Below are 24,698 nucleotides of genomic sequence, written 5' to 3'. Positions count from 1 at the left end.
ATCATTCCGCGCCACAAGCGCTCATATTGGTTCTTAGGGATTGAATAATGAAAAAAGCATTGCTGACCCTTTCTGCACTGGCGTTGTGCATGGCCGCCGGCTCCGCGCTGGCCAAGGAATACAAAGAACTGCGGTTTGGCGTTGACCCTTCCTACGCACCGTTCGAGTCGAAAGCGGCAGACGGCAGCCTGGTTGGCTTCGACATCGATCTGGGCAACGCGATCTGCGCCGAGTTGAAGGTCAAGTGCAAATGGGTCGAAAGTGACTTCGACGGCATGATTCCGGGCCTCAAGGCCAATAAATTCGACGGTGTGATCTCGTCGATGACCGTGACCGAAGCCCGTGAAAAAGTCATCGACTTCTCCAGCGAGCTGTTCTCCGGCCCGACTGCCTACGTGTCGAAGAAGGGTTCCGGCATCACCAACGACGTCGCGTCGCTGAAAGGCAAAACCGTCGGCTACGAGCAAGGCACCATCCAGGAAGCCTATGCCAAAGCCGTGCTGGACAAGGCCGGCGTGAAAACCCAGGCCTATCAGAACCAGGATCAGGTGTATTCCGATCTGACTTCCGGCCGTCTCGATGCGGGCATTCAGGACATGTTGCAGGCCGAACTGGGCTTTCTGAAGTCGCCACAGGGTGCCGACTATGCTGTCAGCGAGCCGGTCGACAACCACTTGCTGCCAGCCAAGACCGCTGTCGGTATTAAGAAAGGTAACACCGAGCTGAAAGCGCTTTTGGATAAAGGTATCAAAGCGTTACACGATGATGGCAAATACGCCGAGATTCAAAAGAAACACTTTGGCGATCTGAATCTGTACAGCGGCAAATAATGCCCCGGCGCCCATCCTCGATGGGCGCCTTTTTCATTCAGTCAGGTTGCTGATTTATGTTCGAAAACCTCTTACAAAATCTGGGGCTCTCCGCCTTCAGCCTCAAGGGCTTTGGCCCGTTGCTGTTGGAAGGCACCTGGATGACCATCAAATTGTCGGCGTTATCGCTGCTGGTGGCCGTGTTGCTCGGCCTGCTCGGCGCCAGTGCCAAGCTGTCAAAAGTCAAACTGCTGCGCCTGCCCGCCCAGATCTACACCACGCTGATTCGCGGGGTGCCGGACCTGGTGCTGATGCTGCTGATCTTCTACAGCCTGCAAACCTGGCTGACGACGCTCACCGATTACCTGGAATGGGAATACATCGAGATCGACCCGTTCAGCGCCGGGGTCCTGACCCTGGGCTTCATTTATGGCGCGTACTTCACTGAAACCTTCCGCGGGGCGATTCTCGCCGTGCCACGCGGTCAGGTCGAAGCCGCCACCGCCTATGGTCTCAAGCGCGGCCAGCGCTTTCGTTTCGTGGTGTTCCCGCAAATGATGCGCTTCGCCCTGCCGGGCATCGGCAACAACTGGATGGTGATGCTCAAGGCCACCGCGCTGGTCTCGATCATCGGCCTGGCCGATCTGGTCAAGGCCGCGCAGGACGCCGGCAAGAGCACCTATCAGCTGTTCTATTTTCTGGTTCTCGCCGCGTTGATTTACCTGCTGATCACCAGTGCCTCAAACTTCATCCTGCGCTGGCTCGAACGCCGCTACGCCGCCGGTGCACGGGAGGCCGTACGATGATCGAACTTCTGCAGGAATACTGGAAAGCCTTCCTTTATACCGACGGCCAGAACATCACTGGCCTTGCGATGACGATGTGGCTGCTCAGCGCCTCGATCTTCTTCGGTTTCATCGTGTCGATTCCGCTGTCGATCGCCCGCGTCTCGCCGCACTTCTACATCCGCTGGCCAGTGCAGTTCTACACCTACCTGTTCCGTGGCACGCCGCTCTATATCCAGTTGCTGATCTGCTACACCGGGATCTACAGCCTGGCCGCCGTGCGCGCGCAACCGCTGCTCGACAGTTTCTTCCGCGATGCAATGAACTGCACGATCCTGGCCTTCGCCCTGAACACCTGCGCCTACACCACGGAGATATTCGCCGGGGCGATCCGCAGCATGAACCACGGCGAAGTCGAAGCGGCCAAGGCTTACGGGCTGACCGGGTGGAAACTCTATGCCTACGTCATCATGCCGTCGGCGCTGCGCCGGTCGTTGCCGTACTACAGCAACGAAGTGATCCTGATGCTGCACTCGACCACCGTGGCCTTCACCGCGACCATCCCCGACATCCTCAAGGTCGCGCGGGACGCCAACTCGGCGACCTTCCTGACCTTCCAGTCGTTCGGCATCGCCGCCCTGATCTACCTGACCATCACCTTTGCGCTGGTCGGCCTGTTCCGTCTTGCCGAACGCCGATGGCTGGCCTTTCTCGGCCCGACCCACTAGGACCCTTTTGAGATGCGCCACCAGATACACGACCTGCTGGCCCCGCTGCCGGGGACCGCACGACAGATTCACAGCTTTCACTTCGGCCCGGACAAGGCTCAGGGCAAGATTTACATCCAGTCCTCGCTGCATGCCGACGAACTGCCCGGCATGCTCGTGGCCTGGCACCTCAAGCAGCGTCTGGCGGAGCTGGAAGCCGCCGGGCGCCTGCGCAGCGAAATCGTGCTGGTGCCGGTGGCCAACCCGGTTGGCCTCGAACAGGTGCTGATGGATGTGCCGCTGGGCCGCTACGAGCTGGAGAGCGGGCAGAATTTCAACCGCTGGTTCGTCGACCTCAGCGAAGAAATCGGCAACGAAATCGAAGCGCAACTGAGCGACGACCCGCAGCGCAACCTCGAATTGATCCGATCCAGCCTGCGCAACGCCCTCGACCGCCACACCGCCACGACTCAGTTGCAATCCCAACGCCTGACCCTGCAACGGCTGGCCTGCGATGCGGACATGGTTTTGGACCTGCATTGCGATTTCGAATCCGTGGTTCACCTCTACACCACGCCCGAGGCCTGGCCGCAGGTCGAGCCGCTGGCGCGCTATATCGAATCCCAAGCGAGCCTGCTGGCCACCGACTCCGGCGGCCAGTCGTTCGATGAGTGCTTCACCCTGCTGTGGTGGCAATTGAAGGAGCGCTTCGGCGAACACTTCGACATTCCGCTCGGCAGTTTCTCGGTCACCGTCGAGTTGCGCGGTCAGGGAGATGTCACCCATCCGCTGGCCAGTGGCGACTGCCAGGCGCTGATCGATTACCTGATCCATTTCGGCGCCATCGTCGGCGAACCAAAAGCCTTGCCGGCACTGCCACATCCCGCCACACCTCTGGCCGGCGTGGAACCGGTGGCCACTCCCGTCGGCGGCCTGCTGGTCTACAGCGCCACACCCGGCCAGTGGCTGGAAGCCGGGCAGAAAATCGCCGAAATCATCGACCCGATCAACGACCGGGTCACGCCAGTCCATTGCACCGCTTCCGGTCTGCTCTATGCCCGCTCGCTGCGGCGCATGGCCACCGCCGGGATGGTGATCGCCCACGTCGCGGGCGCCGAAGCCTATCGCAGCGGCTATCTACTTTCGCCTTGAGGATGCCTGTTCCATGTACAAATTGACCGTTGAAGGCCTGCACAAAAGCTATGGCGACCATCAGGTGCTCAAAGGCGTCTCGCTCAAGGCCAAGACCGGCGACGTGATCAGCCTGATCGGCGCCAGCGGCTCGGGCAAAAGCACCTTTTTGCGCTGCATCAACTTTCTCGAACAACCCAACGACGGCGCGATGAGCCTCGACGGCCAGGCGATCCGCATGGTCACCGACCGCCACGGCATGCACGTCGCCGACCCCAATGAACTGCAACGCCTGCGCACGCGGCTGGCGATGGTGTTCCAGCATTTCAACCTGTGGAGCCACATGACCGTGCTGGAAAACATCACCATGGCCCCGCGCCGGGTGCTGGGTTGCAGCAAACAGGAAGCCGACGACCGCGCCCGGCGATATCTGGAAAAGGTCGGTTTGCCGGCGCGGGTGGCCGATCAGTACCCGGCGTTCCTCTCCGGCGGCCAGCAACAACGGGTGGCGATTGCCCGAGCGCTGGCCATGGAACCGGAAGTCATGCTGTTCGACGAACCGACTTCGGCACTCGACCCGGAACTGGTCGGTGAAGTGCTCAAGGTGATCCAGGGCCTGGCCGAGGAAGGCCGGACCATGATCATGGTCACCCATGAAATGAGCTTTGCGCGCAAGGTCTCGAGCCAGGTGCTGTTTCTGCACCAGGGGCTGGTGGAAGAAGAAGGTGCGCCCGAAGAAGTGCTGGGCAATCCGAAAAGCGAACGCCTGAAGCAATTCCTCAGCGGCAATCTCAAGTAAAACTATTGCCCCGCCGGCGCGGTCTCTGAAGGAACACTTTCAGAGCACACGTCGCCGGCATGGGCACTTCCACCGACTTCGCCAAACTTTGGTTCAGCGCCCGCGACTGGAAGCCGTTCGCCTTTCAAAAACAGGTGTGGGCGGCGGTCAAACGTGGCGAATCCGGCCTGCTGCACGCCAGCACCGGCGCCGGTAAAACCTACGCGGTGTGGTTTGCCGCGCTCAATCGCTTTGCCCGCTCCGGGCCTGTTGCCGAAACCACCCGTAAACGTCCACCGCCCGCCGAACCGCTGACTGTTTTGTGGATCACGCCGATGCGTGCGCTGGCCGCCGACACCGCGCGCGCCTTGCAAACGCCGCTGGACGATCTGCAGATTCCCTGGAGCGTCGGCCTGCGCACTGGCGACACCGGCAGCAGCGAACGCGCCCGGCAGAACCGGCGACTGCCCACCACACTGATCACCACCCCGGAAAGCCTGACCTTGATGCTCGCCCGCGCCGACGCGCAAACGGCGCTCTCGACGCTGCGCATGGTCGTGGTGGATGAATGGCACGAATTGCTCGGCAACAAGCGCGGCGTCCAACTGCAACTGGCCCTCGCCCGGTTGCGGCGCTGGCACCCGGGACTGATCGTCTGGGGTGTTTCCGCGACGCTGGGCAATCAATCCCACGCCGAACAGGTGCTGATCCCGCAGGGCGACGGCGTGAGTATTCAGGGGCAAAACGAAAAGTCGCTCAAGGTCGACACCTTGCTCCCACCGGCCATCGAACGCTTTCCCTGGGCCGGGCATATCGGTTTGAAGATGTTGCCGCAGGTGGTCGCCGAACTGGACGTCTGCGCCAGCAGCCTGGTGTTCACCAATACCCGGGCGCAATCGGAAATCTGGTATCAGGCCTTGCTGGAAGCGCGGCCGGACTGGGCCGGGTTGATCGCCTTGAATCACAGTTCTCTGTCCCGCGACACCCGCGACTGGGTTGAGCAGGCGCTGAAGAATGGTCAGCTCAAGGCCGTGGTCTGCACGTCGAGTCTGGATCTGGGGGTGGACTTCCTGCCAGTGGAGCGGGTGCTGCAGATTGGTTCGGCCAAAGGTGTCGCGCGGCTGATGCAGCGTGCCGGGCGTTCGGGCCATGCGCCCGGTCGAACGTCGCGGGTAACATTGGTGCCGACCCATAGCCTGGAACTGATCGAAGCCGCTGCTGCTGGTGATGCCGTAGCACAGCGGCGGATCGAACCTCGATTGTCACCGCACAAACCGCTGGATGTGCTGGTGCAGCATCTGGTCAGCATGGCCCTGGGCGGTGGCTTTATTCCCGATGAGTTGTACGAGGAAGTCCGTGGTGCCTGGGCCTATCGCGACCTGACACGTGCAGACTGGGCCTGGGCGCTGGCGTTCGTACGCCACGGCGGGATGTCGCTGACGGCGTACCCGGATTACCGCCGGGTCGAACCGGATGAGCACGGGATCTGGCGGGTCCCCGATGCACGGCTCGCACGCCGCCATCGCATGAGCGTCGGCACCATCGTCAGCGACGCTTCGATCCATTTGAAATTCTGGAGCAAGGGCGGTGGCGGCAAGCAACTGGGCAGCGTTGAAGAGGGCTTTATCGCCCGCCTCAAACCCGGCGACGGCTTCTTGTTCGCCGGGCGCTTGCTGGAGTTGGTGCGGGTGGAAAACATGACTGCCTACGTCAAACGCAGCACGGCGAAAAAAGCCGCTGTACCGCGCTGGAATGGCGGGCGTATGCCGCTGTCCAGCGAACTGGCGCAAGCGGTGGTCAGCCGGTTCAGCGCGGCGGCAAACGGTGAGTTTGCCGGCCCGGAAATGCAGGCGTTGCGACCGTTGCTGGAAACGCAGCTGCGCTGGTCGGGCCTGCCGACCGTTAACAATCTGCTGGCCGAAGTGCTGAAATCCCGCGAAGGCTGGCACCTTTTCCTCTACCCGTTCGCCGGACGCCAGGTGCATCTGGGACTGGCCAGCCTGCTGGCGTGGCGGGTCAGTCAGCGCCTGCCTGTGACCTTCTCGATTGCGGTCAACGATTACGGCCTGGAATTGCTCAGCGCGACGCCCGTTGACTGGCCTGTGCAACTGGATGACGCGCTGCTCAGTCCCGAGGATTTATTGAGGGATGTGCTGGCCAGCCTCAACGCGGGCGAACTGGCGCTGCGCAGGTTTCGGGAAATCGCCCGGATTGCCGGTCTGGTGTTCGCCGGTTACCCCGGTGCGCCGAAAAGCACTCGTCAGGTGCAGGCCTCCAGCGGGCTGTTCTTTGAAGTGTTCAAACAATACGACGCCGACAATCTGCTACTGGCACAGGCCGGGGAAGAGGTCCTGCGCGAAGAGCTGGATATTCGTCGGCTGGAACAGACATTGGAGCGAGTCAACCGGATGAAACTGGACATGCACCTGATCAAACGTCCCACACCGCTCGGCTTTCCATTGCTGGTGGAGCGCATGCGCGAAAGCATGAGTTCGGAAAAGCTCGCCGACCGCATCCGCCGCATGGTTGGCGACCTGGAGAAAACCGCCGACAAGGGCCAATCCTGATGAACGCGCCCTATCCTGTGCGCCTGGCAGGCGAAGACCTCTGGTTGCTGCCGGAAAAGGCGCTGTACTGGCCGGCGCAACAGGCGTTGCTGATCGCTGATGTGCATTTCGGCAAGGCTGCCGCTTACCGGCGTCTGGGGCAACCGGTGCCGCAGGGCACCACGGCGAGCAACATCGCCGTGATCGAGCAGTTGCTGGCGAAACTGCCGTGTCGGCAACTGATCTTTCTTGGGGACTTTCTGCACGGGCCTGGCTCCCACGCTCCCGACACCTTGCAGGCATTGGCGCAATGGCGGGCGCGGCACGCCGATCTGCCGATCACGCTGATTCGCGGCAATCACGATAAACGTGCCGGTGATCCACCGCAGACCCTGAACATTCGAGTGGTGCCCGAACCCCTGTTGCTAGGGCCTTTCGCGTTGCAGCACGAACCCGAACCGCACCCTGAACGCCACGTCCTTGCAGGCCACGTACACCCGGTTTTTCGATTGAACGGCAAGGGGCGTCAGCGTTTGCGGCTGGCGTGCTTCAGGCTGGGAGAACACATCAGTCTGCTGCCGGCCTTCGGGGCCTTCACCGGCGGTTATCCGGTGGAGAAGGAAGACAGCTGTCGGATCTTTGTCATTGGCGACAACGAAATATGGCCCGTCGGCTGAAGTCCTGCTCAGGACTCAGCCGACGGGCCATACATTCAATCAAGCGACAGGCGCGGGTGGCGGTTTGTCCGGCAACGTAGGCTCGCCGGGCTCGGTCGGTTCTTCGTTGGGGGTATCGGGATCGGGCTGGTGAGGAATTCCGCCAGCCATGGCGATGGGTGGGTGTGCCAACAAGGACCAGGCCAATACGCCAACCTGATTGGGCTCGAGCCTTGCCAGTTCGGCAGTGATTTGCGGATCGATCTTCATGGAGCACTCCTCGGCGAAGGCCCGTTTCGCTGTCCGCGAATCGGGCAGTACACCTAATAGAGTGTCTACCCGCCGAAGAATTCCCGGTAACTGCCGGATGGACGGCTCAGGTACGTGGCAAGGTCACGCCACGCTGGCCCTGGTACTTGCCGGCGCGATCCTTGTAGGAGACTTCGCATTCCTCGTCGGATTCGAGGAACAGCATCTGCGCCACGCCTTCGTTGGCGTAGATCTTCGCCGGCAGGTTGGTGGTGTTCGAGAACTCCAGGGTCACCTGGCCTTCCCACTCGGGCTCGAGCGGGGTGACGTTGACGATGATGCCGCAGCGAGCGTAGGTGCTCTTGCCCAGGCAGATGGTCAGGACGTTGCGTGGAATACGGAAGTATTCAACGGTCGTGGCCAGGGCGAAGGAGTTCGGCGGAATGATGCAGACGTCGCTGTGGACGTCGACGAAGCTGCCGGCATCGAAGTTTTTCGGATCGACGATGGCCGAATTGATATTGGTGAACACCTTGAAATGATTGGTGCAACGCACATCGTAGCCATAGCTCGAAACACCGTAGGAGATCACACGGCTGTCGTCGCTGCCACGTACCTGGCGCTCGACGAACGGCTCGATCATGCCGTGTTCCTGCGCCATGCGGCGAATCCACTTGTCCGATTTGATGCTCATGGCGGGTGTCCTGAATAGCGAGGTGGAAAAAATCTGTCCGGCATCTTACCGGGCGCGCCGCCGGGTTCAAAGTCCGGGCTGCAAATCTCGCCGAACGTGCAGGAATTACGCGGCCTGGCGACGAACCGTCAGACCGCCGATCCCTAAAACAGAGAAACCTTCGCAAGAAGCATTGGCACGTTCCGGAAAAAGGGTTAAGGTGGCGCCACTGTGCTGCTTGTGTCACTGAGAATCTCTACACGATATGTTGAATTTCGATCCAACCATCTACAAGAATTTTTCCTGCTCTTTGCACTCAGTCTCGGCCAGGGTTCTTCCTGAGTCGCAGTTATCTTTGTTCAAGGAGTTACACCATGTCTAATCGCCAAACCGGTACCGTTAAGTGGTTCAACGATGAAAAAGGCTTCGGCTTCATCACCCCACAATCCGGTGACGACCTGTTCGTTCACTTCAAAGCTATCCAATCCGACGGCTTCAAAAGCCTGAAAGAAGGCCAACAGGTTTCTTTCATCGCTACCCGCGGTCAGAAAGGCATGCAAGCTGAAGAAGTACAAGTTATCTAACTTGTAGCTTCTTTAGTAAAAGGCCCCGCCCTCAAAAGCGGGGCTTTTTTGTGAGTGTCTGTTTTTCCGGGCGCAAAAAAAGATCGCAGCCTTCGCAGGCTGCGATCTTTTTTGTTGTTTACCAGGCGACGCCGAAACCGGCGGTGTAGCGGGTCTTGCTCAGGTCCGCGTCCTCGGTGCCGCTGATGATGTCGCGCTCGGCCTTGAGATTGAGGGAGGCCCAGTCGGTGACCTTGTAGCGCAGGCCCATTTCCGCATCCAGAGCATAGTCGGCCACACCGGACAGCGGCTTGCCGACTTCGCCATTGGTGAAGAACTCGACTTTCTTGCCGATCAGGTAGCGGTTGTAATCCCACTTCATCGCGACCGAATAGAAGTTGTCCTTGCTGCCATCACGATACTGGTAGTCGGTGCGGTTGAGCAGCGAGCCCAGGGAGAATGCCCCCAGCTCGTCATCCCAGAACTGGTAACCCGGACCTGTACCGACCACGCGCTGACGCGCCAGCTCTTCGATGTGGTCGCGCTTGTAATTCAGGCGCCCCTGCCAGAACCACTTGTCCGTCAGGAAACGGTCGAGTGCATACTCGGCGCGCCAGTTGTCGGTGGTGGTCACGTCGTCCTGCACTTCGCGGTTGTACTCGCCCTCGGCGGTGTGGCGCCAGCGACCATGGCGGGCGGACGTCTTGAAGCCGATGTCGTAATCGTCGGTGTCCTTTTCCGCGCGCTGATAATCCAGCGCCAGATCGACGTTGCCCTTCCACACCAGATCCTCGACCACCGGTTTGGGTTTGAGAATCTGCTGAATGCTCGCCAACTCCACGGTTTTCGGCGCTTCGCCGTTGGCCAGGGTGACCTTGCCGTCTTCGGCAGCGCTCAGCGACTTGGCCTTCTCGCCGTTGTAGGCGTCCTGCTTGACCAGCAACTCCTGATCGCTCTCCAGCGTCTTGACCTGCTTCCAGTCAATGGTCACTGCGCCCGCGTACTGGGTCTGGACCAGCAACTTGCCACCGTCGAACAGCGTGATTTTGCCGCTCAGCTTGTCACCGTTCTTCAACCAGACGGTGTCGGCAAGCAGGGGTGTGGACGCACTGAAGACAGCAAGGCACAGCAGGGTTCTGGACAACATAAGCAAATCGGGGACTCAAGTTTGCGAAAAAATGGTCGGCATTATCCGTAGGAATAATTCCCTGACAAGGAATGACCCGGCTATTTCTATTGAGTTCATTTCTCAATTGCCCTTGCACCGATTACGCTTAAGGACATAACGCGATCAAGTTCAGGAACCGCGCAAGTGACAGACCCGATGCATGCCTGCGAAAACGATCCGCAAATCCGACGCACGGCACTCTATTCCACCCTCGCCCAAGTGCCCGAGGGCAAGGTCGTCAGCTATGGTCAGTTGGCCGAACTGGCGGGGTTGGGGCGCGCCGCCCGCTGGGTCGGCCGGACCCTGAGCCAATTGCCCGGCGATACCAAACTGCCCTGGCACCGCGTACTCGGCGCCGGCGGTCGGATCAGCCTGCCGGCGGGCAGCCCGTCCGGGGACGAACAGCGGGCGCGATTGCGCATGGAAGGCATCACCATCCTGAACAATCGTGTGGATATTCGGCGCCATGGCTGGCGTCCGGTAGAGCACAGCGGTTAGAGTGCGCGCTTTGTTTTCGCAATCTTGAGGCAGACTTCAGCCCATGCCCCGTAAAACCTGGCGCGCCGCGCTCGCCGCCTATGCCAGTCCTTCGACGCTCGTGCTGTTGTTGCTGGGTTTCGCCGCCGGCCTGCCGTACATGCTGGTGTTCTCGACACTTTCGGTCTGGCTGCGTGAAGCCGGTGTGGCCCGCGAGACGATCGGCTACGCCAGCCTGATCGGTCTGGCCTATGCCTTCAAATGGGTCTGGTCGCCCCTGCTCGATCAATGGCGCCTGCCGTTGCTCGGCAAGCTGGGGCGCCGTCGCTCGTGGCTGGTGCTCTCACAGACGCTGGTGATCCTCGGCCTGATCGGCATGGGCTTTTGCGACCCGCAGAAACACCTGTCCTGGCTGATCGCTATCGCAGTGATCGTCGCCTTCGCTTCCGCCACCCAGGACATCGCCGTCGACGCCTATCGCCTGGAAATCGCCGAAGACAACCGTCAGGCCGCTCTGGCCGCCAGTTACATGTCCGGTTATCGGGTGGCGGCCCTGCTCGCGACCGCTGGTGCACTGTTCTTCGCCGAAGGCTTCGGCTCCACCGGGTTCAACTATCAGCACTCCGCCTGGACCGGCACCTACGTGCTGTTCGGCGCCTTGATGGTCCCTGCCCTGCTCACCACCCTGCTGATGCGCGAGCCTCCGGTGCCATTGCGCACTCAGTTGCAGGCCGGGCGCTACACCTTCATGCATCAGTTGATGTCGGTGTTCGTGCTGATCATTTTGCTGGTCTCCGTCCCGGCGATGTTCACCCAGCTCTACAACACCGATTTCGCCAGCGTGCTGTTTGGTGACATGAGCCCGCTGGACCTGCTGCTTGAAGACCGGGCGTTCCTGCGCGCGATTCTCTACACCACGCTGACCTGCCTGTGCCTCTCGGCCATGGGCCGTCGCGGTCTGGCGCCGGTGCTGACGCCGGTCAACGACTTCATCCTGCGCTACCGCTGGCAGGCGCTGCTGCTGCTCGGCCTGATCGCCACCTACCGGATGTCCGACACGGTGATGGGAGTGATGGCCAACGTGTTCTACATCGACCAGGGCTTCACCAAGGACCAGATCGCCAGCGTCAGCAAGATTTTCGGTCTGATCATGACCCTCGTCGGCGCCGGCATGGGTGGTCTGCTGATCGTGCGCTTCGGCATCCTGCCGATCCTGTTCATCGGCGGCGCTGCGTCGGCGGCCACCAACCTGCTGTTCCTCATGCTGGCGGACATGGGCCCGAACCTGCAGATGCTGGTGGTGACGATCTCTCTCGACAACTTCAGTTCCGGTCTGGCGACCTCGGCGTTCGTCGCCTACCTGTCGAGCCTGACCAACCTGAAGTTCTCCGCCACTCAATACGCCCTGCTCAGCTCGATCATGCTCCTGCTGCCACGCCTGATCGGCGGCTACTCCGGCGTGATGGTGGAGAAATTCGGTTATCACAACTTCTTCCTCATCACCGCGCTGCTCGGCGTGCCGACCCTGGTGCTGATTGCCCTGCACTGGTTCCAGGAAAGCCGCCGCGAAGGTCCGACGCCGACGCCGGAACCTGCACCGACCTCCGTCGTGGAAGAGTCGTAAGACATCTCGCACCCGGCGAGAGGGTTCGCGCCGGGGTTGCACTTCTGTACGTCGGCGGATCTCGCCGTTACACTGCTCCGTCATTTCCAGTCATAGCAACCGACAACGGCCAACCATGCGCACCAGTCAATTTTTGCTCGCCACACAGAAAGAAACGCCTTCCGACGCGGTCGTGATCAGCCATCAGCTGATGCTGCGCGCCGGCATGATCCGCAAACTCGCCTCGGGCCTGTACACTTGGCTGCCGATGGGCTTGCGAGTGATGCGTAAGGTGGAAGCCATCGTTCGCGAAGAAATGAACGCCGCCGGCTCTCTGGAAGTGTTGATGCCGAGCACCCAACCGGCCGAGCTGTGGCAGGAATCGGGGCGCTGGGAAGAATACGGCCCTGAGCTGCTGCGCATCAAAGACCGCCACGGTCGTGATTTCTGCGCGGGCCCGACCCACGAAGAAGTGATCACCGATCTGATGCGCAACGAGTTGAGCAGCTACAAACAGCTGCCGATCAACCTGTACCAGATCCAGACCAAATTCCGTGACGAAATCCGTCCACGCTTCGGCCTGATGCGCGGTCGCGAATTCATTATGAAAGACTCGTACTCCTTCCATGCGGATCAGGCGTCGCTGCAGGTCACCTATGACCGCATGCACGAAGCGTACTGCAACATCTTCACCCGTCTGGGCCTGAAGTTCCGTCCGGTGGAAGCCGACAACGGTTCGATCGGCGGTGCCGGTTCCCACGAGTTCCACGTGCTGGCCGAGTCCGGCGAAGACGATATCGTTTTCAGCAACGGTTCCGACTACGCCGCGAACATCGAGAAAGCGGAAGCCGTACCGCGTGAAACCTCGCGTGCCGCGCCAAGCGAAGAGCTGCGCCTGGTCGACACGCCAGACACCAAGACCATCGCGGCCCTGGTGGAAAAATTCGGTCTGCCGATCGAAAAGACCATCAAGACCCTGATCGTGCACGCCGAAGAAGAAGGCAAGCTGATCGCGCTGATCATCCGTGGCGACCACGAGCTGAACGAAATCAAGGCTGCCAACCAGCCAGGTGTTGCCAGCCCGCTGGTCATGGCTTCCGATGCCGAACTGCGTGACGCCATTGGCGCCGGCGCCGGCTCCCTCGGCCCGCTGAACCTGCCGCTGCCGATCATCATCGACCGCTCGGTCGAGCTGATGAGCGACTTCGGCATCGGTGCGAACATCGACGACAAGCACTACTTCGGCGTGAACTGGGAGCGTGATCTGCCGGTTCCGACCGTGGCCGACCTGCGTAACGTCGTGGCCGGCGACCCGAGCCCGGACGGCAAGGGCACCCTGGAAATCAAGCGCGGCATCGAAGTCGGGCACATCTTCCAGCTGGGCAACAAGTACAGCAAGGCGATGAAGTGCGAAGTACTGGGCGAGAACGGCAAGCCGGTGACCCTGGAAATGGGTTGCTACGGCATCGGCGTTTCCCGCGTGGTGGCCGCCGCCATCGAGCAGAACAACGACGAGAACGGCATCATCTGGAGCGACGCCCTGGCACCGTTCCAGATCGCCCTGGTACCACTGCGCTATGAAACCGAGCTGGTGCGCGAAGCCACCGACAAGCTGTACGCGGAACTGACCGCGGCTGGCTTCGAAGTGTTGCTGGACGACCGCGACAAGAAAACCAGCCCGGGCATCAAGTTCGCGGACATGGAGCTGATCGGCATTCCGCACCGGATCGTGGTCAGCGATCGCGGCCTTGCCGAAGGCAACCTGGAATACAAGAGCCGTACCGAAGGCCAGGCGCAAGCGCTGCCGGTTGCCGACGTGCTGTCCTTCCTTCAGGCCCGTATCCGCCGCTGAAACCAGATAGAGACGTCATGTTCAAGCGAAACACCTTAGGCCTCGGTGGTGCCGCCCTGTGCGGCACCCTGCTGGTCAGCGGCTGTGCCAATCACATGTCGCAACGCAGCGAGCACGAGGAACGTGTCGAGCGCAAACTGCTCGATCACAGCCTGCAGATCGATGTCGGCGAGCCCAAGGTGCTTGAGCTGCCGCAACGGCGCGTGAAGATCAACGAACAGAAGACCTTTGAGGTCACCGAGTTCGAAGTCACGCGCCATTACGACCGTTACACGCCTTACCAGCCATGGCGGGAGATCTACGAGATTCCGCTGGGCGCGGTGGCGGTGGTCGGCGGCATCGGTGCGAACGTGGTCAACGTGTTTGCCCTTGGCAATCTGCCCGACAGCGTGACACGTGACTGGCTCAGCTACGGTTTCGCCGGGCTCAACCCGTTCATGAACGTGCAATCCAATGGTCGCGCGCAACAGAACCTGGCCGGTATCGACGAAGTCCAGCGCGACAAGCGCACGGAATATTCGAGCTTGCCGTGGAGCGAGCGCCCGGTTCAGATCAAGGCCGGCAAGCAGACCTTCGACATGACCACCGATCGCCACGGCGTGCTGCGTCTGAACCTGCTGGACAGCCCGTTCGCCGAAAACGACCTCAATCATGTAGGCAAACTGCAGATCATTGTCGAAGACAGCAAGGACGACGTGCACTCCGATTCGTCTTTGGCGATCAGCACTCACCTGCGCGGCAAGTTGCTGGAGGCTCACGCACTGATCTACGACGATCTGGAAGACGACGAAGTGAGCCAGTGGGTGCACCGGGTCAAGCGTCTGTCGGAACTGGGTCTGGAAGAAGAAGCCAGTGAGCTGGAGCAAAGTCTGATCGAACTGACCCGCAACGATCCCGAGTTGCAGACCGAGTTCCTCAAATCCCTGACCCGGGATGCGGGGCGCCTGGTGGCGGATCCGGGGCCGAACTGAAGACCCTGAAAAAATGCCCGAACCTAAGTCGGGCATTTTTTTGTCCGCTTATCGCTCGAACAACTCCATTTGTTCGAACCCGCCGCGCAAATCCTCCAGCCGCACGCCCACTCCTAATAGCCGTACCGGTTTGCCACCGCGGTTGAACGCCTGCGTCAGCATCAATTGGTAACTGCCCAGATCCCGCCCTGCCCCGGCCTGCTCCAGCGTGGTCTGGGTGAAATCGTGAAACTTCACTTTGACGAATGGCTTGCCGGGTCGGTAACTGCTGTCGATTCGCGCCATGCGGGTTTTCAGGGTTTCCAGCAATTCCGGAAGCTTGTCGAGGCAACTGCGCAGATCCGGCAGATCGACGTCGTAGGTATTTTCGACGCTGATCGACTGACGGCGGCTGTCGTTGTGCACCAACCGCTCATCGATCCCACGGGCCAGACTCCACAAGCGCTCGCCGAAACTGCCGAATTCCCGCACCAGCGCCAGCTTGTCCCACTCGCGCAACTGCAGACAGTCACTGATACCAAGCCTGCTCAACTTGTCGGCCGTGACCTTGCCCACCCCGTGCAACTTGCTTACCGGCAGGCCACTGACGAAGTCTTCGACCTGGTCCGGGGTAATCACGAACAAGCCGTTGGGCTTTCTCCAGTCGCTGGCGATCTTGGCCAGAAACTTGTTCGGCGCCACGCCGGCGGAGACCGTGATGTGCAGTTGATTGGAAACCCGGCGACGAATGTCCTGGGCGATGCGCGTGGCGCTGCCGCCGAAATGCGCGCTGTCCGAGACGTCGAGATAGGCCTCGTCCAGCGAAAGCGGCTCGATCAGGTCGGTGTAATCGCTGAAGATCGTATGAATTTCCTTCGACGCCTCGCGATAGGCATCCATTCGCGGCTTGACGATGGTCAGGTCCGGGCACAGTTTCAAGGCATGCCCGGACGACATAGCCGAACGAACGCCGTAAGCCCGCGCCTCATAGTTGCAGGTGGCGATCACCCCGCGCCTGTCCGCCGAACCACCGACCGCCAACGGCTTGCCGGCGAGGCTCGGGTCATCCCGCATCTCGATGGCGGCGTAGAAACAGTCACAGTCGACGTGGATGATTTTTCGCTGAGTCATGACAGAAAAGGAAACATGGCAAGCCGGACCGGCAGTATCTCACTGACACCTGTATATAGCACCAGTGGTACGAATGTTCTTTTCAGTTTGTAGGAAAAGGACTTTGAATTTATTTACTCAATCGAAAACCAATCCCCAATAGAGCTGAAACCCTTGCCCTGTCTGCCCTGCGCTCAATGAAAAGACCGTCCGTCAGCGCTAACCGATTGAAGCTCAACAGGTTTTATCCGAATTGAAGGTTGACACCACGGCATTCCTCTGTAGAATGCCGCCACACAGACGCGGGATGGAGCAGTCTGGTAGCTCGTCGGGCTCATAACCCGAAGGTCGTCGGTTCAAATCCGGCTCCCGCAACCAAACATCAGAAAAGGCCAATCGAAAGATTGGCCTTTTTTGTGCGCTTCGGTTTTTTCGGATCCAGTCGAACATTCCGGAAATCGTTCCGATTCCGAAACTTAGCGCTTCCCCTGCGACCGTTTGCCGCGATTGCACACTTATTTGACCCTTCACGGGATTATCGGTTGACACCCCGCCGTTCGCCTGTAGAATGCCGCCACACAGACGCGGGATGGAGCAGTCTGGTAGCTCGTCGGGCTCATAACCCGAAGGTCGTCGGTTCAAATCCGGCTCCCGCAACCAAACATCAAAAAAGGCTACTCGAAAGAGTGGCCTTTTTTGTATCTGTGGAAAAAGTCCTTTCGCAACAATGATCTGTCACTGTGCAGTGAACCGTTCAGGATCTTCAGTCCCGCCAGGTTGCGACTATGCTTGAAGTCGCAGGCAAGGCGTCTGCAATCCAGGAGCTGCCCTCGCCGATACCCGGTGAGAGGCGTAGTATTTTGTGATTATTTTTTTCTACAGGGATTGGTAACTTGGCTGGATACCTCCATCCTGTCGCGCACAATCCAAGAGGTGATTGATGCGCGCCAACTCGTCTGATTCACAAGACACCGTCACAGCGAACCCACCGATCAAACCTGAGCGTCTGCGCCTGCTGGATCGGATCAGCAAATACCGGCAACCGATCGGTCTGGCGGTCACTTTGCTGCTGTTCGCCATCGCGCTGATTGCCTGTCGCCATCTGCTCAGCGAACTCGATCTCGACGCACTGCACGACTCGATTCTCGAGGTGCCGAAACCGGCCCTTCTCGGCGCCCTCGGTGCGACAGTCATCGGCTTCATCATTCTGCTCGGCTACGAATGGTCGGCCAGTCGATATGCGCGCGTGACGCTGACACCGAAAACCCTGGCTCTGGGCGGCTTCACCGCGTTCGCCATCGGCAATGCCATCGGCCTGTCGATGCTGTCCGGTGGCTCGGTGCGTTACCGTCTATATGCACGGCATGGCCTGGGCGCTTCCGAAGTCGCGCACATGACCCTGTTCGCCAGCCTGTCGCTGGGCTGCGCCCTGCCGCCACTGGCCGCCCTAGCGACCCTGAGCAACCTGCCGGCCGCCTCACAGGCACTGGGACTGTCCGAGACCTTGTTGGGTACGATTGCCGGCGTGGTGTTGCTGCTCGGTGCGATTCTGGCCATCGGCATCTATCGCCGTCGCCTGCAGGAGCAACCTTATCCGGACAACCTGCTGGTCCGGGCCGGTCGTCGCACCCTGCGTCTGCCGGGTCGTCGCCTGACGTTCCTGCAACTGGTCATTACCGCCCTCGACGTCGCCGCCGCTGCAACCGTGCTTTATCTGCTGCTGCCGCAAGCGCCGCCCTTCGGTGCATTCCTGTTGGTCTATCTGCTGGCACTGGCGGCCGGTGTACTCAGCCACGTTCCGGGTGGTGTGGGTGTTTTTGAAGCGATTCTGCTCGCTGCGTTCGCCGACAAACTCGGCGCCGCGCCGCTGGCTGCCGCCCTGCTGCTGTATCGCCTGATCTATGTAGTGCTGCCGTTGCTGGTGGCCTGCGTGCTGTTGCTGCTCAACGAAGGCCAGCGCCTGTTTCAGTCGCAGACCATGCGTGCAGCGTCCGGTCTGGCGGCACCGATCCTCGCGGTGCTGGTGTTCCTGTCCGGCGTGGTGCTGCTGTTTTCCGGCGCGACGCCAGAGATCGACACTCGTCTGGAGCACATCGGTTTTCTGATTCCTCACCGTCTGGTCGACGCCTCGCACTTTGGCGCCAGCCTGATCGGCGTGCTGTGCCTGATGCTCGCTCAAGGCCTGCGTCGCCGGTTGTCGGCGGCATGGATGCTGACCACCATTCTGTTGCTGGTGGGCGCCCTGCTCTCGCTGCTCAAGGGTTTCGACTGGGAAGAGGCAACCCTGATGACCCTCACCGCCGCGCTGCTGGGGGTGTTCCGTCGTTCGTTCTATCGCCCGAGCCGTCTGACCGAATTGCCGTTCTCGCCGCTGTATCTGGTGGCCAGCCTGTGCGTACTCGGTGCTTCGACCTGGCTTTTGCTGTTCGCTTATCAGGACGTTCCGTACAGCCATCAACTGTGGTGGCAGTTCACCCTCGACGCCGACGCCCCGCGCGGTCTGCGCTCGCTGCTCGGTGCCGCCGTGTTGTTGCTGGTGATCGCCCTGACCTGGCTGCTGCGCACCGCTCGCCCGGTGATCCACTTGCCGACACCCGATGAGCTGGAACGCGCCTCGAAAATCCTGATGGCCTCTTCGCAACCGGACGGCGGCCTGGCCCTGACCGGCGACAAGGCGCTGCTGTTTCACCCCAATGATGAAGCTTTCCTGATGTATGCCCGTCGCGGCCGCAGTCTGGTGGCCCTGTACGACCCGATCGGCCCCGGCCAGCAACGGGCCGAGATGATCTGGCAGTTCCGCGACCTGTGCGACATCCATCACGCCCGCCCGGTGTTCTATCAGGTGCGCGCCGAGAACCTGCCGTACTACATGGACATCGGCCTGACCGCGATCAAGCTGGGCGAAGAAGCCCGGGTCGATCTGCATCGCTTTGACCTGGAAGCCAAGGGCAAGGAGATGAAGGACCTGCGCTACACCTGGAATCGTGGCACCCGCGATGGTCTGTCGCTGGAAATCCATGAGCCGGGCCATGCACCGATGGATGAGCTCAAGGTGATTTCCGATGCCTGGCTCACCGGCAAGAACGTGCGCGAGAAAGGCTTCTCCCTCGGCCGTTTCAGCGACGATTACCTGAGGCATTTCCGCATCGCGGTGATTCGCTTCGAAGGCCGCCCGGTGGCGTTCGCCAACCTGCTCGAGACCTACAGCCATGATCTGGCCAGTCTCGACCTGATGCGCGCGCACCCGGACGCCCCCAAGCTGACCATGGAATTCATGATGGTCGGTCTGATTCAACACTATAAGAGTCACGGATACGCGCGCTTCAGCCTGGGCATGGTGCCGCTGTCGGGGTTGCAACCCCGGCGCGGGGCACCGCTGACCCAGCGTCTGGGCTCGATGGTTTTCCGCCGTGGTGAGCAGCTGTACAACTTCCAAGGCTTGCGCCGCTTCAAAGACAAGTTCCAGCCTGACTGGGAACCCCGTTATATGGCCGTGCCCGCCGGACTCGATCCGCTGGTGGCGCTGGCCGACACTGCTGCCCTGATCGCGGGCGGCTTGACTGGATTGGTGAAACGCTGATGATTCAACGCTCCCTGAAGTACATCCTGGTCGCACTGCTGGTGCTGGCCGCGATTGCCGGTGGCGGTTTCTGGTACCTCAAACGCCCGGCACCGGAACCGACCCTCGAACAGCTCACCCCGGCCGATGGCGCCGCCATGACCCGGGTCATCCCCGGCACCAAGCCCAAGGCTCAGGTGCTGGTGGCGGTCAACGACGACCAGAAACTCAGCGACAAGCAACTAAGCACCCTGAGCCGCAGCGCCTCGGCGCAGATCGTTCAGGTGATTCTGCCCAAGGACTGCCTGCTGCAGAGCCGCGCCCTGCAAGCCGGCCTGCGCGAACTGAACGGCCCGGCGACGCTGGTCAGCGGCATCGGCCCCGGCGCCGTGCTGGCGTGGCGCTGGTTGTCCGAACAGAAAGACGACAAGGCCCAGGCCGTCTCCGTCGACCTGGCTCTGGAAAAACCCGGCTGCACCCATCTGCTGCCAAAATCCTCCGCCCACGGTCACTGGCTGGTGGCGTGGAACGACAACCCGGACGACACCAGCGCCGGTTTCGTGCGCGATCAACCGAACGCCGAAACCAGCATCAGCGACTACGACATCAACCTGCCGCAAGTGCTGAACAACGAACTGCGCAAGATCCTCGTCGGCGGCGACAAGGCCAACGGCGGCCTGCAGATCCCGGTGGTGGAAGTCCCGGCCGGCCAGGCCAAGGACACCGTGACCCTGTTCCTGTCCGGCGACGGCGGCTGGCGTGATCTGGACCGCGACGTGGCCGGTGAAATGGCCAAGATCGGCTACCCGGTCGTCGGCATCGACACCCTGCGCTATTACTGGCAGCACAAGAGCCCGGAACAGAGCGCGCTGGACCTGACCGAACTGATGCAGCACTACCGCCAGAAATGGGGCACCAAACGCTTCATCCTGACCGGTTACTCGTTCGGGGCCGACGTCCTGCCGGCCATCTACAACCGCCTGCCGGAAACCGAGCAGCAACGCGTCGACGCAATCATCCTGCTGGCCTTCGCCCGCACCGGCAGCTTCGAAATCGAAGTCGAAGGCTGGCTCGGCAACGCCGGCAAAGAAGCCGCCACCGGCCCGGAAATGGCCAAGCTGCCACCGGCCAAGGTCGTGTGCATCTACGGTGAAGAAGAAACCGACGAAAGCGGTTGCACCGACAAGACCGCAGTGGGCGAAGCGGTGAAGCTGCCTGGCGGCCACCACTTCGACGAGAACTACCCGGCGCTGGCCAAGCGTCTGGTGGACTTGATCGAGAAGCGCCAGAACACGGCGCAGGTGGCGGAAGAGTGATCTGAAGCGCCCCCCAAAAAAGCCCCCGCAACTTCGCAGTTGCGGGGGCTTTTTCACTCAATGCTTGACTCTTCATGAAATTGAAAACGCCAGGCGTCCACATTCCATAAAACGTGGACACCTGCTTCATTGGCCTTTTCGAGTCGTCAACTCCACATTCATCTGCCGCATCAAAGACGCGCAAAACCTCCATCAACATTGAATTTCGTTTACGTCTGGTGTCGCAATATCAGATGACGTCCGCATACCTTGTAGGCAAACTCCTAATCTCCTGCTTGAGCACTTTGCCGCCCTATTGCGCTGTTTTCCGACGGGATACTCTCCAGAGGTCGCTGACCCTTTCAGCGATCGGGTGTGGTAACCCGGATAAACCAGCGCAACAGCACCCTCATCACAATCACAGACACTTTCAAGCCTGTGATTTCGAGTTATGGCAGCTGTGCGTGGGACGCCTTCGGGCGTGCCGGTTTCCTTGGTTCCCGGTTTACCACCCTGCGTACAGCTGCCTCCCTTTCGTGTGGTAACGGAAGTCGCAGCTCCTCGAACCAAGGAGTAACACCATGACCGAAACGAAATCGCCGTCCCCCGCAGATCTCACAACAATCGGCTTCACCTCTTTCCTCTACAGCTCGGATCAGGCGTTACTCAACGTTCGCTCCGGCGTCCCGATCGTCGAAGCACTGTCCCAGGCTTCAGACCTATTGTTCCTCGCCAAATCCTTCGCCGAGGATGCCGCCTACGACAAGGAGAGCGACCGTCACGCCTGGGCCGCGCACTACCTGACGATAATCGGCAAAGCCTTGGTCGACGACGTGATGAAGGCCCTGATGCCGCGACCCGCGAGAACGAAAACCGAGTCTGAAGCAGAGTTGCCCAAAAGCATGTAACGGCATAAAAACGAAAAAGCCCCGCCAGCCAAAAGGCTGACGGTGGCCTTTTGTTCAGAGGCGCCTTTCAGCAGCGCCATACACCTCTTCGTCACGTCGAGCCCCCACCGCAACGATCAACACCTGGATGGCCCGGCCATCAACTCTATAAACGATTCGCGTGTCGCCCGTTCGAATTCGTCTGCACCCCGCAAGACTGGCTCTCAGAGGCTTGCCACTTTTATCCGGCTCGCCGTGGATGATCCGTTCTTCGATCACATCCAGTATCCGGTTGGCAGCTGCTGATCCCAATTGATCAAGATCCCCTTGGACTTCCGGATGATAAATCACTCCCCAAACCATCCAGCGCTCCCTTAATCCTTCCGGGCGTACCTTGCCCGCATATCCTCATGGCTGACAGCCTTGGTCTGATCAAAATTGCTCAGACGTTCGCGGGCTGCCGCTTCAATGCGAAGGTCCTCAAGTTCATCCAGCATTTCCTGATAGGCCTGCACGTTGATGATGACCGCTGCCGGTTGATTGTCCTTGAAGATGACCAGACGCTCAGTGGCACGACTGGAAATCTCCTTGAGCTTCGCGCTGAAGCTCCTGACCATGGCAGTCACGGAAATTGCTTGGTCAGCACGCTCTAATAATGCCGTCATAATCACCTCTCACTCACATGCTGATGCGTACGTTAATGCACAAAGTATTGTGCTGAATTAAACATAGTGCAACTTGCTGTTTCCACTATCCGACCAAGCACTCCAACCGGACACGCACAAAAAAGCCCCCGACAGCCACAAGGCTGACGGGGGCTTTCAGTTCAGACGGAGCCTACATCTCCACCTGCGTCCCCAATTCAATCACCCGGTTCAGCGGCAGATTGAAGAACCGCAGGTTCCCGTTGGCGTTCTTCAACATGAACGCAAACAGCGCTTCACGCCAACGGGCCATGCCTTCGAGTTTCGAGGCGATGACCGTTTCGCGGCTGAGGAAGTAGGTGGTGCGCATCGGGCTGAAGTCCAGGTCGTCCAGATGACACAGCTTCAGCGCCTGCGGCACGTCCGGCTCGTCAGTGAAGCCGAAGTGCAGGATCACCCGGAAGAAGCCTTCGCCATGGGCCTCGACTTCGAAGCGTCGGGATGGTGGTACGCGCGGAATGTCTTCGTAGACCACGGTCAGCAGCACCACTTGTTCATGCAACACCTGGTTGTGCAGCAGGTTGTGCAACAGCGCATGCGGCACCGCGTCGGAACGGGCGGTGAGGAACACGGCTGTGCCCTGAACGCGGTGCGGCGGCTGCACGCGGATGCTGCTGATGAAGATCGGCAGCGGCAGCGCGCCTTCGTCCAGGCGCTCGACCAGCAACTGCTTGCCGCGCTTCCAGGTGGTCATGAGGATGAACAAGGCGATACCGGCGACCACCGAGAACGCACCGCCCTGGACGATCTTCGGCACGTTGGCGGCGAAGTACAGACCGTCCACCAGCAGGAAGCCGATCAGCACCGGCACGGCCAGCACCGGCGGCCATTTCCACAACAGCAACATGACCGCCGACACCAGAATCGTAGTCATCAGCATGGTGCCGGTTACCGCAACACCATAGGCCGAGGCCAGTGCGCCGGAGGATTCGAAGCCCAGCACCAACAGGACAACGCCGACCATCAGCGCCCAGTTCACTGCGCCAATATAAATCTGGCCCTGCTCGTCGCTGGACGTGTGCTGGATGTACATACGCGGAATGTAACCAAGCTGAATCGCCTGACGGGTCAGGGAGAACGCGCCGGAAATCACCGCCTGGGACGCAATGACGGTGGCCAGGGTCGACAGACCGACCAGCGGAATCAGCGCCCAGCCCGGGGCCAGCAGGTAGAACGGGTTGCGCGCCGCTTCCGGGTTGTCCAGCAGCAAGGCGCCCTGTCCGAAGTAGTTAAGCACCAGCGCCGGCAGCACCAGCAGGAACCAAGCCCGGGCGATCGGCTTGCGACCGAAGTGGCCCATATCGGCGTACAGCGCTTCGGCACCGGTCAGCGCCAGCACCACGGCGCCGAGAATCGCCACGCCCATGCCGGTATGCACCATGAAAAAGCGCACGGCCCAGATCGGGTTCAGGGCCTTCAGCACTTCCGGGGAATGGCTGATGCCGTACACGCCCAGAGCGCCGAGAACGAGGAACCAGGTGACCATGATCGGCCCGAAAAGAATGCCGATCCGTGCTGTGCCATGGCTCTGGATCAGAAACAGCCCGACCAGCACCACCAATGACAACGGCACGACCCAATGGTCGATCCCCTCAAATGCCAGGCCCAGACCCTCGATGGCCGACAGCACAGAGATCGCCGGGGTGATCATGCTGTCGCCATAGAACAGCGCTGCGCCGATCAAGCCGCAGACCACCAGCAGCGAACGCAATTTTCTGCGCTCCCCCGCTGCCCGCCGTGCCAGTGCGGTGAGCGCCATGATGCCGCCCTCGCCCTGGTTGTCGGCACGCAGCACGAACATCATGTATTTGATCGACACGACCCAGATCAGCGACCAGAAGATCAACGACAGAATGCCCAGCACTCCGTCGTGGTTCACCGGTACGCCGTAACCGCCGGAAAACACTTCTTTGAGGGTGTACAACGGGCTCGTGCCGATGTCGCCGTAAACTACCCCGACTGCCGCGACCAGCATACTCAGCGGCTTGGTGGCCGAACCTTCGGCGCCTGCCGCATGACTACTTGCCTGACCCATCCAACACTCCTACTTCTCAGAACCGGCTTCTTGAATGAAGCACTATGCTTTGTGGTGCAGCATGCGCTGTTTTACCTGCTGTTACAGACGTTTTGTTGACTGTAAAAAATTGGTAAAGCTCAACGGCGCGAAGCATAGCGCAGCACTCGTCGTATTTCCCT

At 60.5% G+C, this 24,698-nt stretch carries 22 protein-coding genes and 2 tRNA genes; 17 read left to right on the top strand and 7 right to left on the bottom strand.

The window, feature by feature from the left end:
- Positions 1 to 47 precede the first annotated feature (47 nt).
- From CAF79_RS08265 to pdeM, 7 genes are read left to right on the top strand one after another with little or no spacing between them, the layout of a single operon-like run.
- Complete coding sequence (locus CAF79_RS08265; RefSeq protein ID WP_085683295.1) at positions 48 to 830, top strand: transporter substrate-binding domain-containing protein; 783 nt, start codon at positions 48 to 50, stop codon at positions 828 to 830.
- 56 nt (positions 831 to 886) lie between these two features.
- Positions 887 to 1,615, top strand: a complete 729-nt coding sequence (locus CAF79_RS08260) for an ABC transporter permease (RefSeq protein ID WP_085697409.1) — start codon at positions 887 to 889, stop codon at positions 1,613 to 1,615.
- A complete protein-coding gene (locus CAF79_RS08255) occupies positions 1,612 to 2,322 on the top strand; it encodes an ABC transporter permease (protein WP_011332767.1) in 711 nt (236 codons plus the stop codon). The genes CAF79_RS08260 and CAF79_RS08255 overlap by 4 nt, the downstream gene beginning before the upstream one ends.
- Positions 2,323 to 2,334: 12 nt before the next feature.
- Positions 2,335 to 3,453: a succinylglutamate desuccinylase/aspartoacylase family protein gene (locus CAF79_RS08250; protein ID WP_085697408.1), complete on the top strand. Its 1,119-nt coding sequence runs from the start codon at positions 2,335 to 2,337 to the stop codon at positions 3,451 to 3,453.
- A gap of 13 nt (positions 3,454 to 3,466) precedes the next feature.
- Positions 3,467 to 4,231, top strand: coding sequence for an ABC transporter ATP-binding protein (locus CAF79_RS08245; RefSeq protein ID WP_085697407.1), 765 nt, complete (start codon positions 3,467 to 3,469; stop codon positions 4,229 to 4,231).
- A 59-nt stretch (positions 4,232 to 4,290) separates the two neighbouring features.
- The gene (locus tag CAF79_RS08240; RefSeq protein ID WP_085697406.1) at positions 4,291 to 6,777 is read left to right on the top strand and encodes a ligase-associated DNA damage response DEXH box helicase; all 2,487 of its coding nucleotides are present in this window, start codon (positions 4,291 to 4,293) and stop codon (positions 6,775 to 6,777) included.
- A complete protein-coding gene (gene pdeM / locus CAF79_RS08235; RefSeq protein ID WP_085697405.1) occupies positions 6,777 to 7,433 on the top strand; it encodes a ligase-associated DNA damage response endonuclease PdeM in 657 nt (218 codons plus the stop codon). The genes CAF79_RS08240 and pdeM overlap by 1 nt, the downstream gene beginning before the upstream one ends.
- A 39-nt stretch (positions 7,434 to 7,472) precedes the next feature.
- Here the strand turns inward: pdeM and CAF79_RS08230 are convergent, their stop codons facing one another.
- Entirely contained in the window at positions 7,473 to 7,682 is a 210-nt protein-coding gene (locus CAF79_RS08230) for a hypothetical protein (RefSeq protein WP_085697404.1), read from the bottom strand.
- Between the two features lie 106 nt (positions 7,683 to 7,788).
- Positions 7,789 to 8,355 (bottom strand): dCTP deaminase, encoded by a 567-nt coding sequence (gene dcd, locus CAF79_RS08225; protein ID WP_007954988.1) that lies wholly within the window; start codon positions 8,353 to 8,355, stop codon positions 7,789 to 7,791.
- 353 nt (positions 8,356 to 8,708) lie between these two features.
- Between dcd and CAF79_RS08220 the strand changes: the two genes are divergently transcribed.
- Positions 8,709 to 8,918, top strand: coding sequence for a cold-shock protein (locus CAF79_RS08220; protein ID WP_002554837.1), 210 nt, complete (start codon positions 8,709 to 8,711; stop codon positions 8,916 to 8,918).
- Between the two features lie 118 nt (positions 8,919 to 9,036).
- Here CAF79_RS08220 and CAF79_RS08215 read toward each other — a convergent pair whose 3' ends face one another.
- Positions 9,037 to 10,044: a DUF481 domain-containing protein gene (locus tag CAF79_RS08215; protein WP_007954986.1), complete on the bottom strand. Its 1,008-nt coding sequence runs from the start codon at positions 10,042 to 10,044 to the stop codon at positions 9,037 to 9,039.
- Positions 10,045 to 10,221: 177 nt separating this feature from the next.
- Between CAF79_RS08215 and CAF79_RS08210 the strand changes: the two genes are divergently transcribed.
- From CAF79_RS08210 to CAF79_RS08195, 4 genes are all read left to right on the top strand, one after another.
- Positions 10,222 to 10,563, top strand: coding sequence for an MGMT family protein (locus CAF79_RS08210; RefSeq protein ID WP_170929714.1), 342 nt, complete (start codon positions 10,222 to 10,224; stop codon positions 10,561 to 10,563).
- Positions 10,564 to 10,606: 43 nt separating this feature from the next.
- Positions 10,607 to 12,166: an AmpG family muropeptide MFS transporter gene (locus CAF79_RS08205; RefSeq protein WP_085697402.1), complete on the top strand. Its 1,560-nt coding sequence runs from the start codon at positions 10,607 to 10,609 to the stop codon at positions 12,164 to 12,166.
- 115 nt (positions 12,167 to 12,281) lie between these two features.
- Complete coding sequence (locus CAF79_RS08200) at positions 12,282 to 13,997, top strand: proline--tRNA ligase (protein ID WP_085697401.1); 1,716 nt, start codon at positions 12,282 to 12,284, stop codon at positions 13,995 to 13,997.
- A gap of 17 nt (positions 13,998 to 14,014) precedes the next feature.
- Positions 14,015 to 14,968: a hypothetical protein gene (locus CAF79_RS08195; protein ID WP_085697400.1), complete on the top strand. Its 954-nt coding sequence runs from the start codon at positions 14,015 to 14,017 to the stop codon at positions 14,966 to 14,968.
- 48 nt (positions 14,969 to 15,016) lie between these two features.
- Here CAF79_RS08195 and dinB read toward each other — a convergent pair whose 3' ends face one another.
- Positions 15,017 to 16,078, bottom strand: coding sequence for a DNA polymerase IV (gene dinB / locus CAF79_RS08190; protein ID WP_085683305.1), 1,062 nt, complete (start codon positions 16,076 to 16,078; stop codon positions 15,017 to 15,019).
- 280 nt (positions 16,079 to 16,358) lie between these two features.
- On the opposite strand from dinB, the gene CAF79_RS08185 reads away from it, so the two are divergent.
- From CAF79_RS08185 to CAF79_RS08165, 5 genes are all read left to right on the top strand, one after another.
- A tRNA-Met gene (locus CAF79_RS08185) sits at positions 16,359 to 16,435 on the top strand.
- A gap of 205 nt (positions 16,436 to 16,640) precedes the next feature.
- Positions 16,641 to 16,717 (top strand) — tRNA-Met (locus CAF79_RS08180).
- A gap of 280 nt (positions 16,718 to 16,997) precedes the next feature.
- Complete coding sequence (gene mprF / locus CAF79_RS08175) at positions 16,998 to 19,637, top strand: bifunctional lysylphosphatidylglycerol flippase/synthetase MprF (protein WP_085697399.1); 2,640 nt, start codon at positions 16,998 to 17,000, stop codon at positions 19,635 to 19,637.
- Entirely contained in the window at positions 19,637 to 20,932 is a 1,296-nt protein-coding gene (locus CAF79_RS08170) for a virulence factor family protein (RefSeq protein WP_085697398.1), read from the top strand. Before mprF ends, CAF79_RS08170 begins: the two co-directional genes overlap by 1 nt.
- Before the next feature lie 560 nt (positions 20,933 to 21,492).
- The gene (locus CAF79_RS08165; protein ID WP_085697397.1) at positions 21,493 to 21,819 is read left to right on the top strand and encodes a DUF3077 domain-containing protein; all 327 of its coding nucleotides are present in this window, start codon (positions 21,493 to 21,495) and stop codon (positions 21,817 to 21,819) included.
- 54 nt (positions 21,820 to 21,873) lie between these two features.
- Here the strand turns inward: CAF79_RS08165 and CAF79_RS08160 are convergent, their stop codons facing one another.
- The 3 genes from CAF79_RS08160 to CAF79_RS08150 form a co-directional block, all read right to left on the bottom strand.
- Positions 21,874 to 22,161 carry a type II toxin-antitoxin system RelE/ParE family toxin gene (locus tag CAF79_RS08160; RefSeq protein WP_007954964.1) on the bottom strand — a complete coding sequence of 96 codons (288 nt, stop codon included), beginning with the start codon at positions 22,159 to 22,161 and terminating at the stop codon, positions 21,874 to 21,876.
- Positions 22,162 to 22,172: 11 nt separating this feature from the next.
- The gene (locus CAF79_RS08155) at positions 22,173 to 22,463 is read right to left on the bottom strand and encodes a Phd-YefM (protein WP_085697396.1); all 291 of its coding nucleotides are present in this window, start codon (positions 22,461 to 22,463) and stop codon (positions 22,173 to 22,175) included.
- A gap of 172 nt (positions 22,464 to 22,635) precedes the next feature.
- Positions 22,636 to 24,477: a potassium transporter Kup gene (locus CAF79_RS08150; RefSeq protein ID WP_371917916.1), complete on the bottom strand. Its 1,842-nt coding sequence runs from the start codon at positions 24,475 to 24,477 to the stop codon at positions 22,636 to 22,638.
- Positions 24,478 to 24,698: the final 221 nt, after the last annotated feature.

Source organism: Pseudomonas sp. B26(2017), assembly GCF_002113045.1.
Lineage (GTDB): Bacteria > Pseudomonadota > Gammaproteobacteria > Pseudomonadales > Pseudomonadaceae > Aquipseudomonas.
This window is presented reverse-complemented; position numbering and strand designations above follow the sequence as displayed.

Bases quoted from the DNA above. Each gene is read 5' to 3' on its own strand.
- CAF79_RS08265 (WP_085683295.1), top strand. From the start codon at position 48: ATGAAAAAAGCATTGCTGACCCTTTCTGCACTGGCGTTGTGCATGGCC.
- CAF79_RS08260 (WP_085697409.1), top strand. From the start codon at position 887: ATGTTCGAAAACCTCTTACAAAATCTGGGGCTCTCCGCCTTCAGCCTC.
- CAF79_RS08255 (WP_011332767.1), top strand. From the start codon at position 1,612: ATGATCGAACTTCTGCAGGAATACTGGAAAGCCTTCCTTTATACCGAC.
- CAF79_RS08250 (WP_085697408.1), top strand. From the start codon at position 2,335: ATGCGCCACCAGATACACGACCTGCTGGCCCCGCTGCCGGGGACCGCA.
- CAF79_RS08245 (WP_085697407.1), top strand. From the start codon at position 3,467: ATGTACAAATTGACCGTTGAAGGCCTGCACAAAAGCTATGGCGACCAT.
- CAF79_RS08240 (WP_085697406.1), top strand. From the start codon at position 4,291: ATGGGCACTTCCACCGACTTCGCCAAACTTTGGTTCAGCGCCCGCGAC.
- pdeM (WP_085697405.1), top strand. From the start codon at position 6,777: ATGAACGCGCCCTATCCTGTGCGCCTGGCAGGCGAAGACCTCTGGTTG.
- CAF79_RS08230 (WP_085697404.1), bottom strand. From the start codon at position 7,682: ATGAAGATCGATCCGCAAATCACTGCCGAACTGGCAAGGCTCGAGCCC.
- dcd (WP_007954988.1), bottom strand. From the start codon at position 8,355: ATGAGCATCAAATCGGACAAGTGGATTCGCCGCATGGCGCAGGAACAC.
- CAF79_RS08220 (WP_002554837.1), top strand. From the start codon at position 8,709: ATGTCTAATCGCCAAACCGGTACCGTTAAGTGGTTCAACGATGAAAAA.
- CAF79_RS08215 (WP_007954986.1), bottom strand. From the start codon at position 10,044: ATGTTGTCCAGAACCCTGCTGTGCCTTGCTGTCTTCAGTGCGTCCACA.
- CAF79_RS08210 (WP_170929714.1), top strand. From the start codon at position 10,222: ATGCATGCCTGCGAAAACGATCCGCAAATCCGACGCACGGCACTCTAT.
- CAF79_RS08205 (WP_085697402.1), top strand. From the start codon at position 10,607: ATGCCCCGTAAAACCTGGCGCGCCGCGCTCGCCGCCTATGCCAGTCCT.
- CAF79_RS08200 (WP_085697401.1), top strand. From the start codon at position 12,282: ATGCGCACCAGTCAATTTTTGCTCGCCACACAGAAAGAAACGCCTTCC.
- CAF79_RS08195 (WP_085697400.1), top strand. From the start codon at position 14,015: ATGTTCAAGCGAAACACCTTAGGCCTCGGTGGTGCCGCCCTGTGCGGC.
- dinB (WP_085683305.1), bottom strand. From the start codon at position 16,078: ATGACTCAGCGAAAAATCATCCACGTCGACTGTGACTGTTTCTACGCC.
- mprF (WP_085697399.1), top strand. From the start codon at position 16,998: ATGCGCGCCAACTCGTCTGATTCACAAGACACCGTCACAGCGAACCCA.
- CAF79_RS08170 (WP_085697398.1), top strand. From the start codon at position 19,637: ATGATTCAACGCTCCCTGAAGTACATCCTGGTCGCACTGCTGGTGCTG.
- CAF79_RS08165 (WP_085697397.1), top strand. From the start codon at position 21,493: ATGACCGAAACGAAATCGCCGTCCCCCGCAGATCTCACAACAATCGGC.
- CAF79_RS08160 (WP_007954964.1), bottom strand. From the start codon at position 22,161: ATGGTTTGGGGAGTGATTTATCATCCGGAAGTCCAAGGGGATCTTGAT.
- CAF79_RS08155 (WP_085697396.1), bottom strand. From the start codon at position 22,463: ATGACGGCATTATTAGAGCGTGCTGACCAAGCAATTTCCGTGACTGCC.
- CAF79_RS08150 (WP_371917916.1), bottom strand. From the start codon at position 24,477: ATGCTGGTCGCGGCAGTCGGGGTAGTTTACGGCGACATCGGCACGAGC.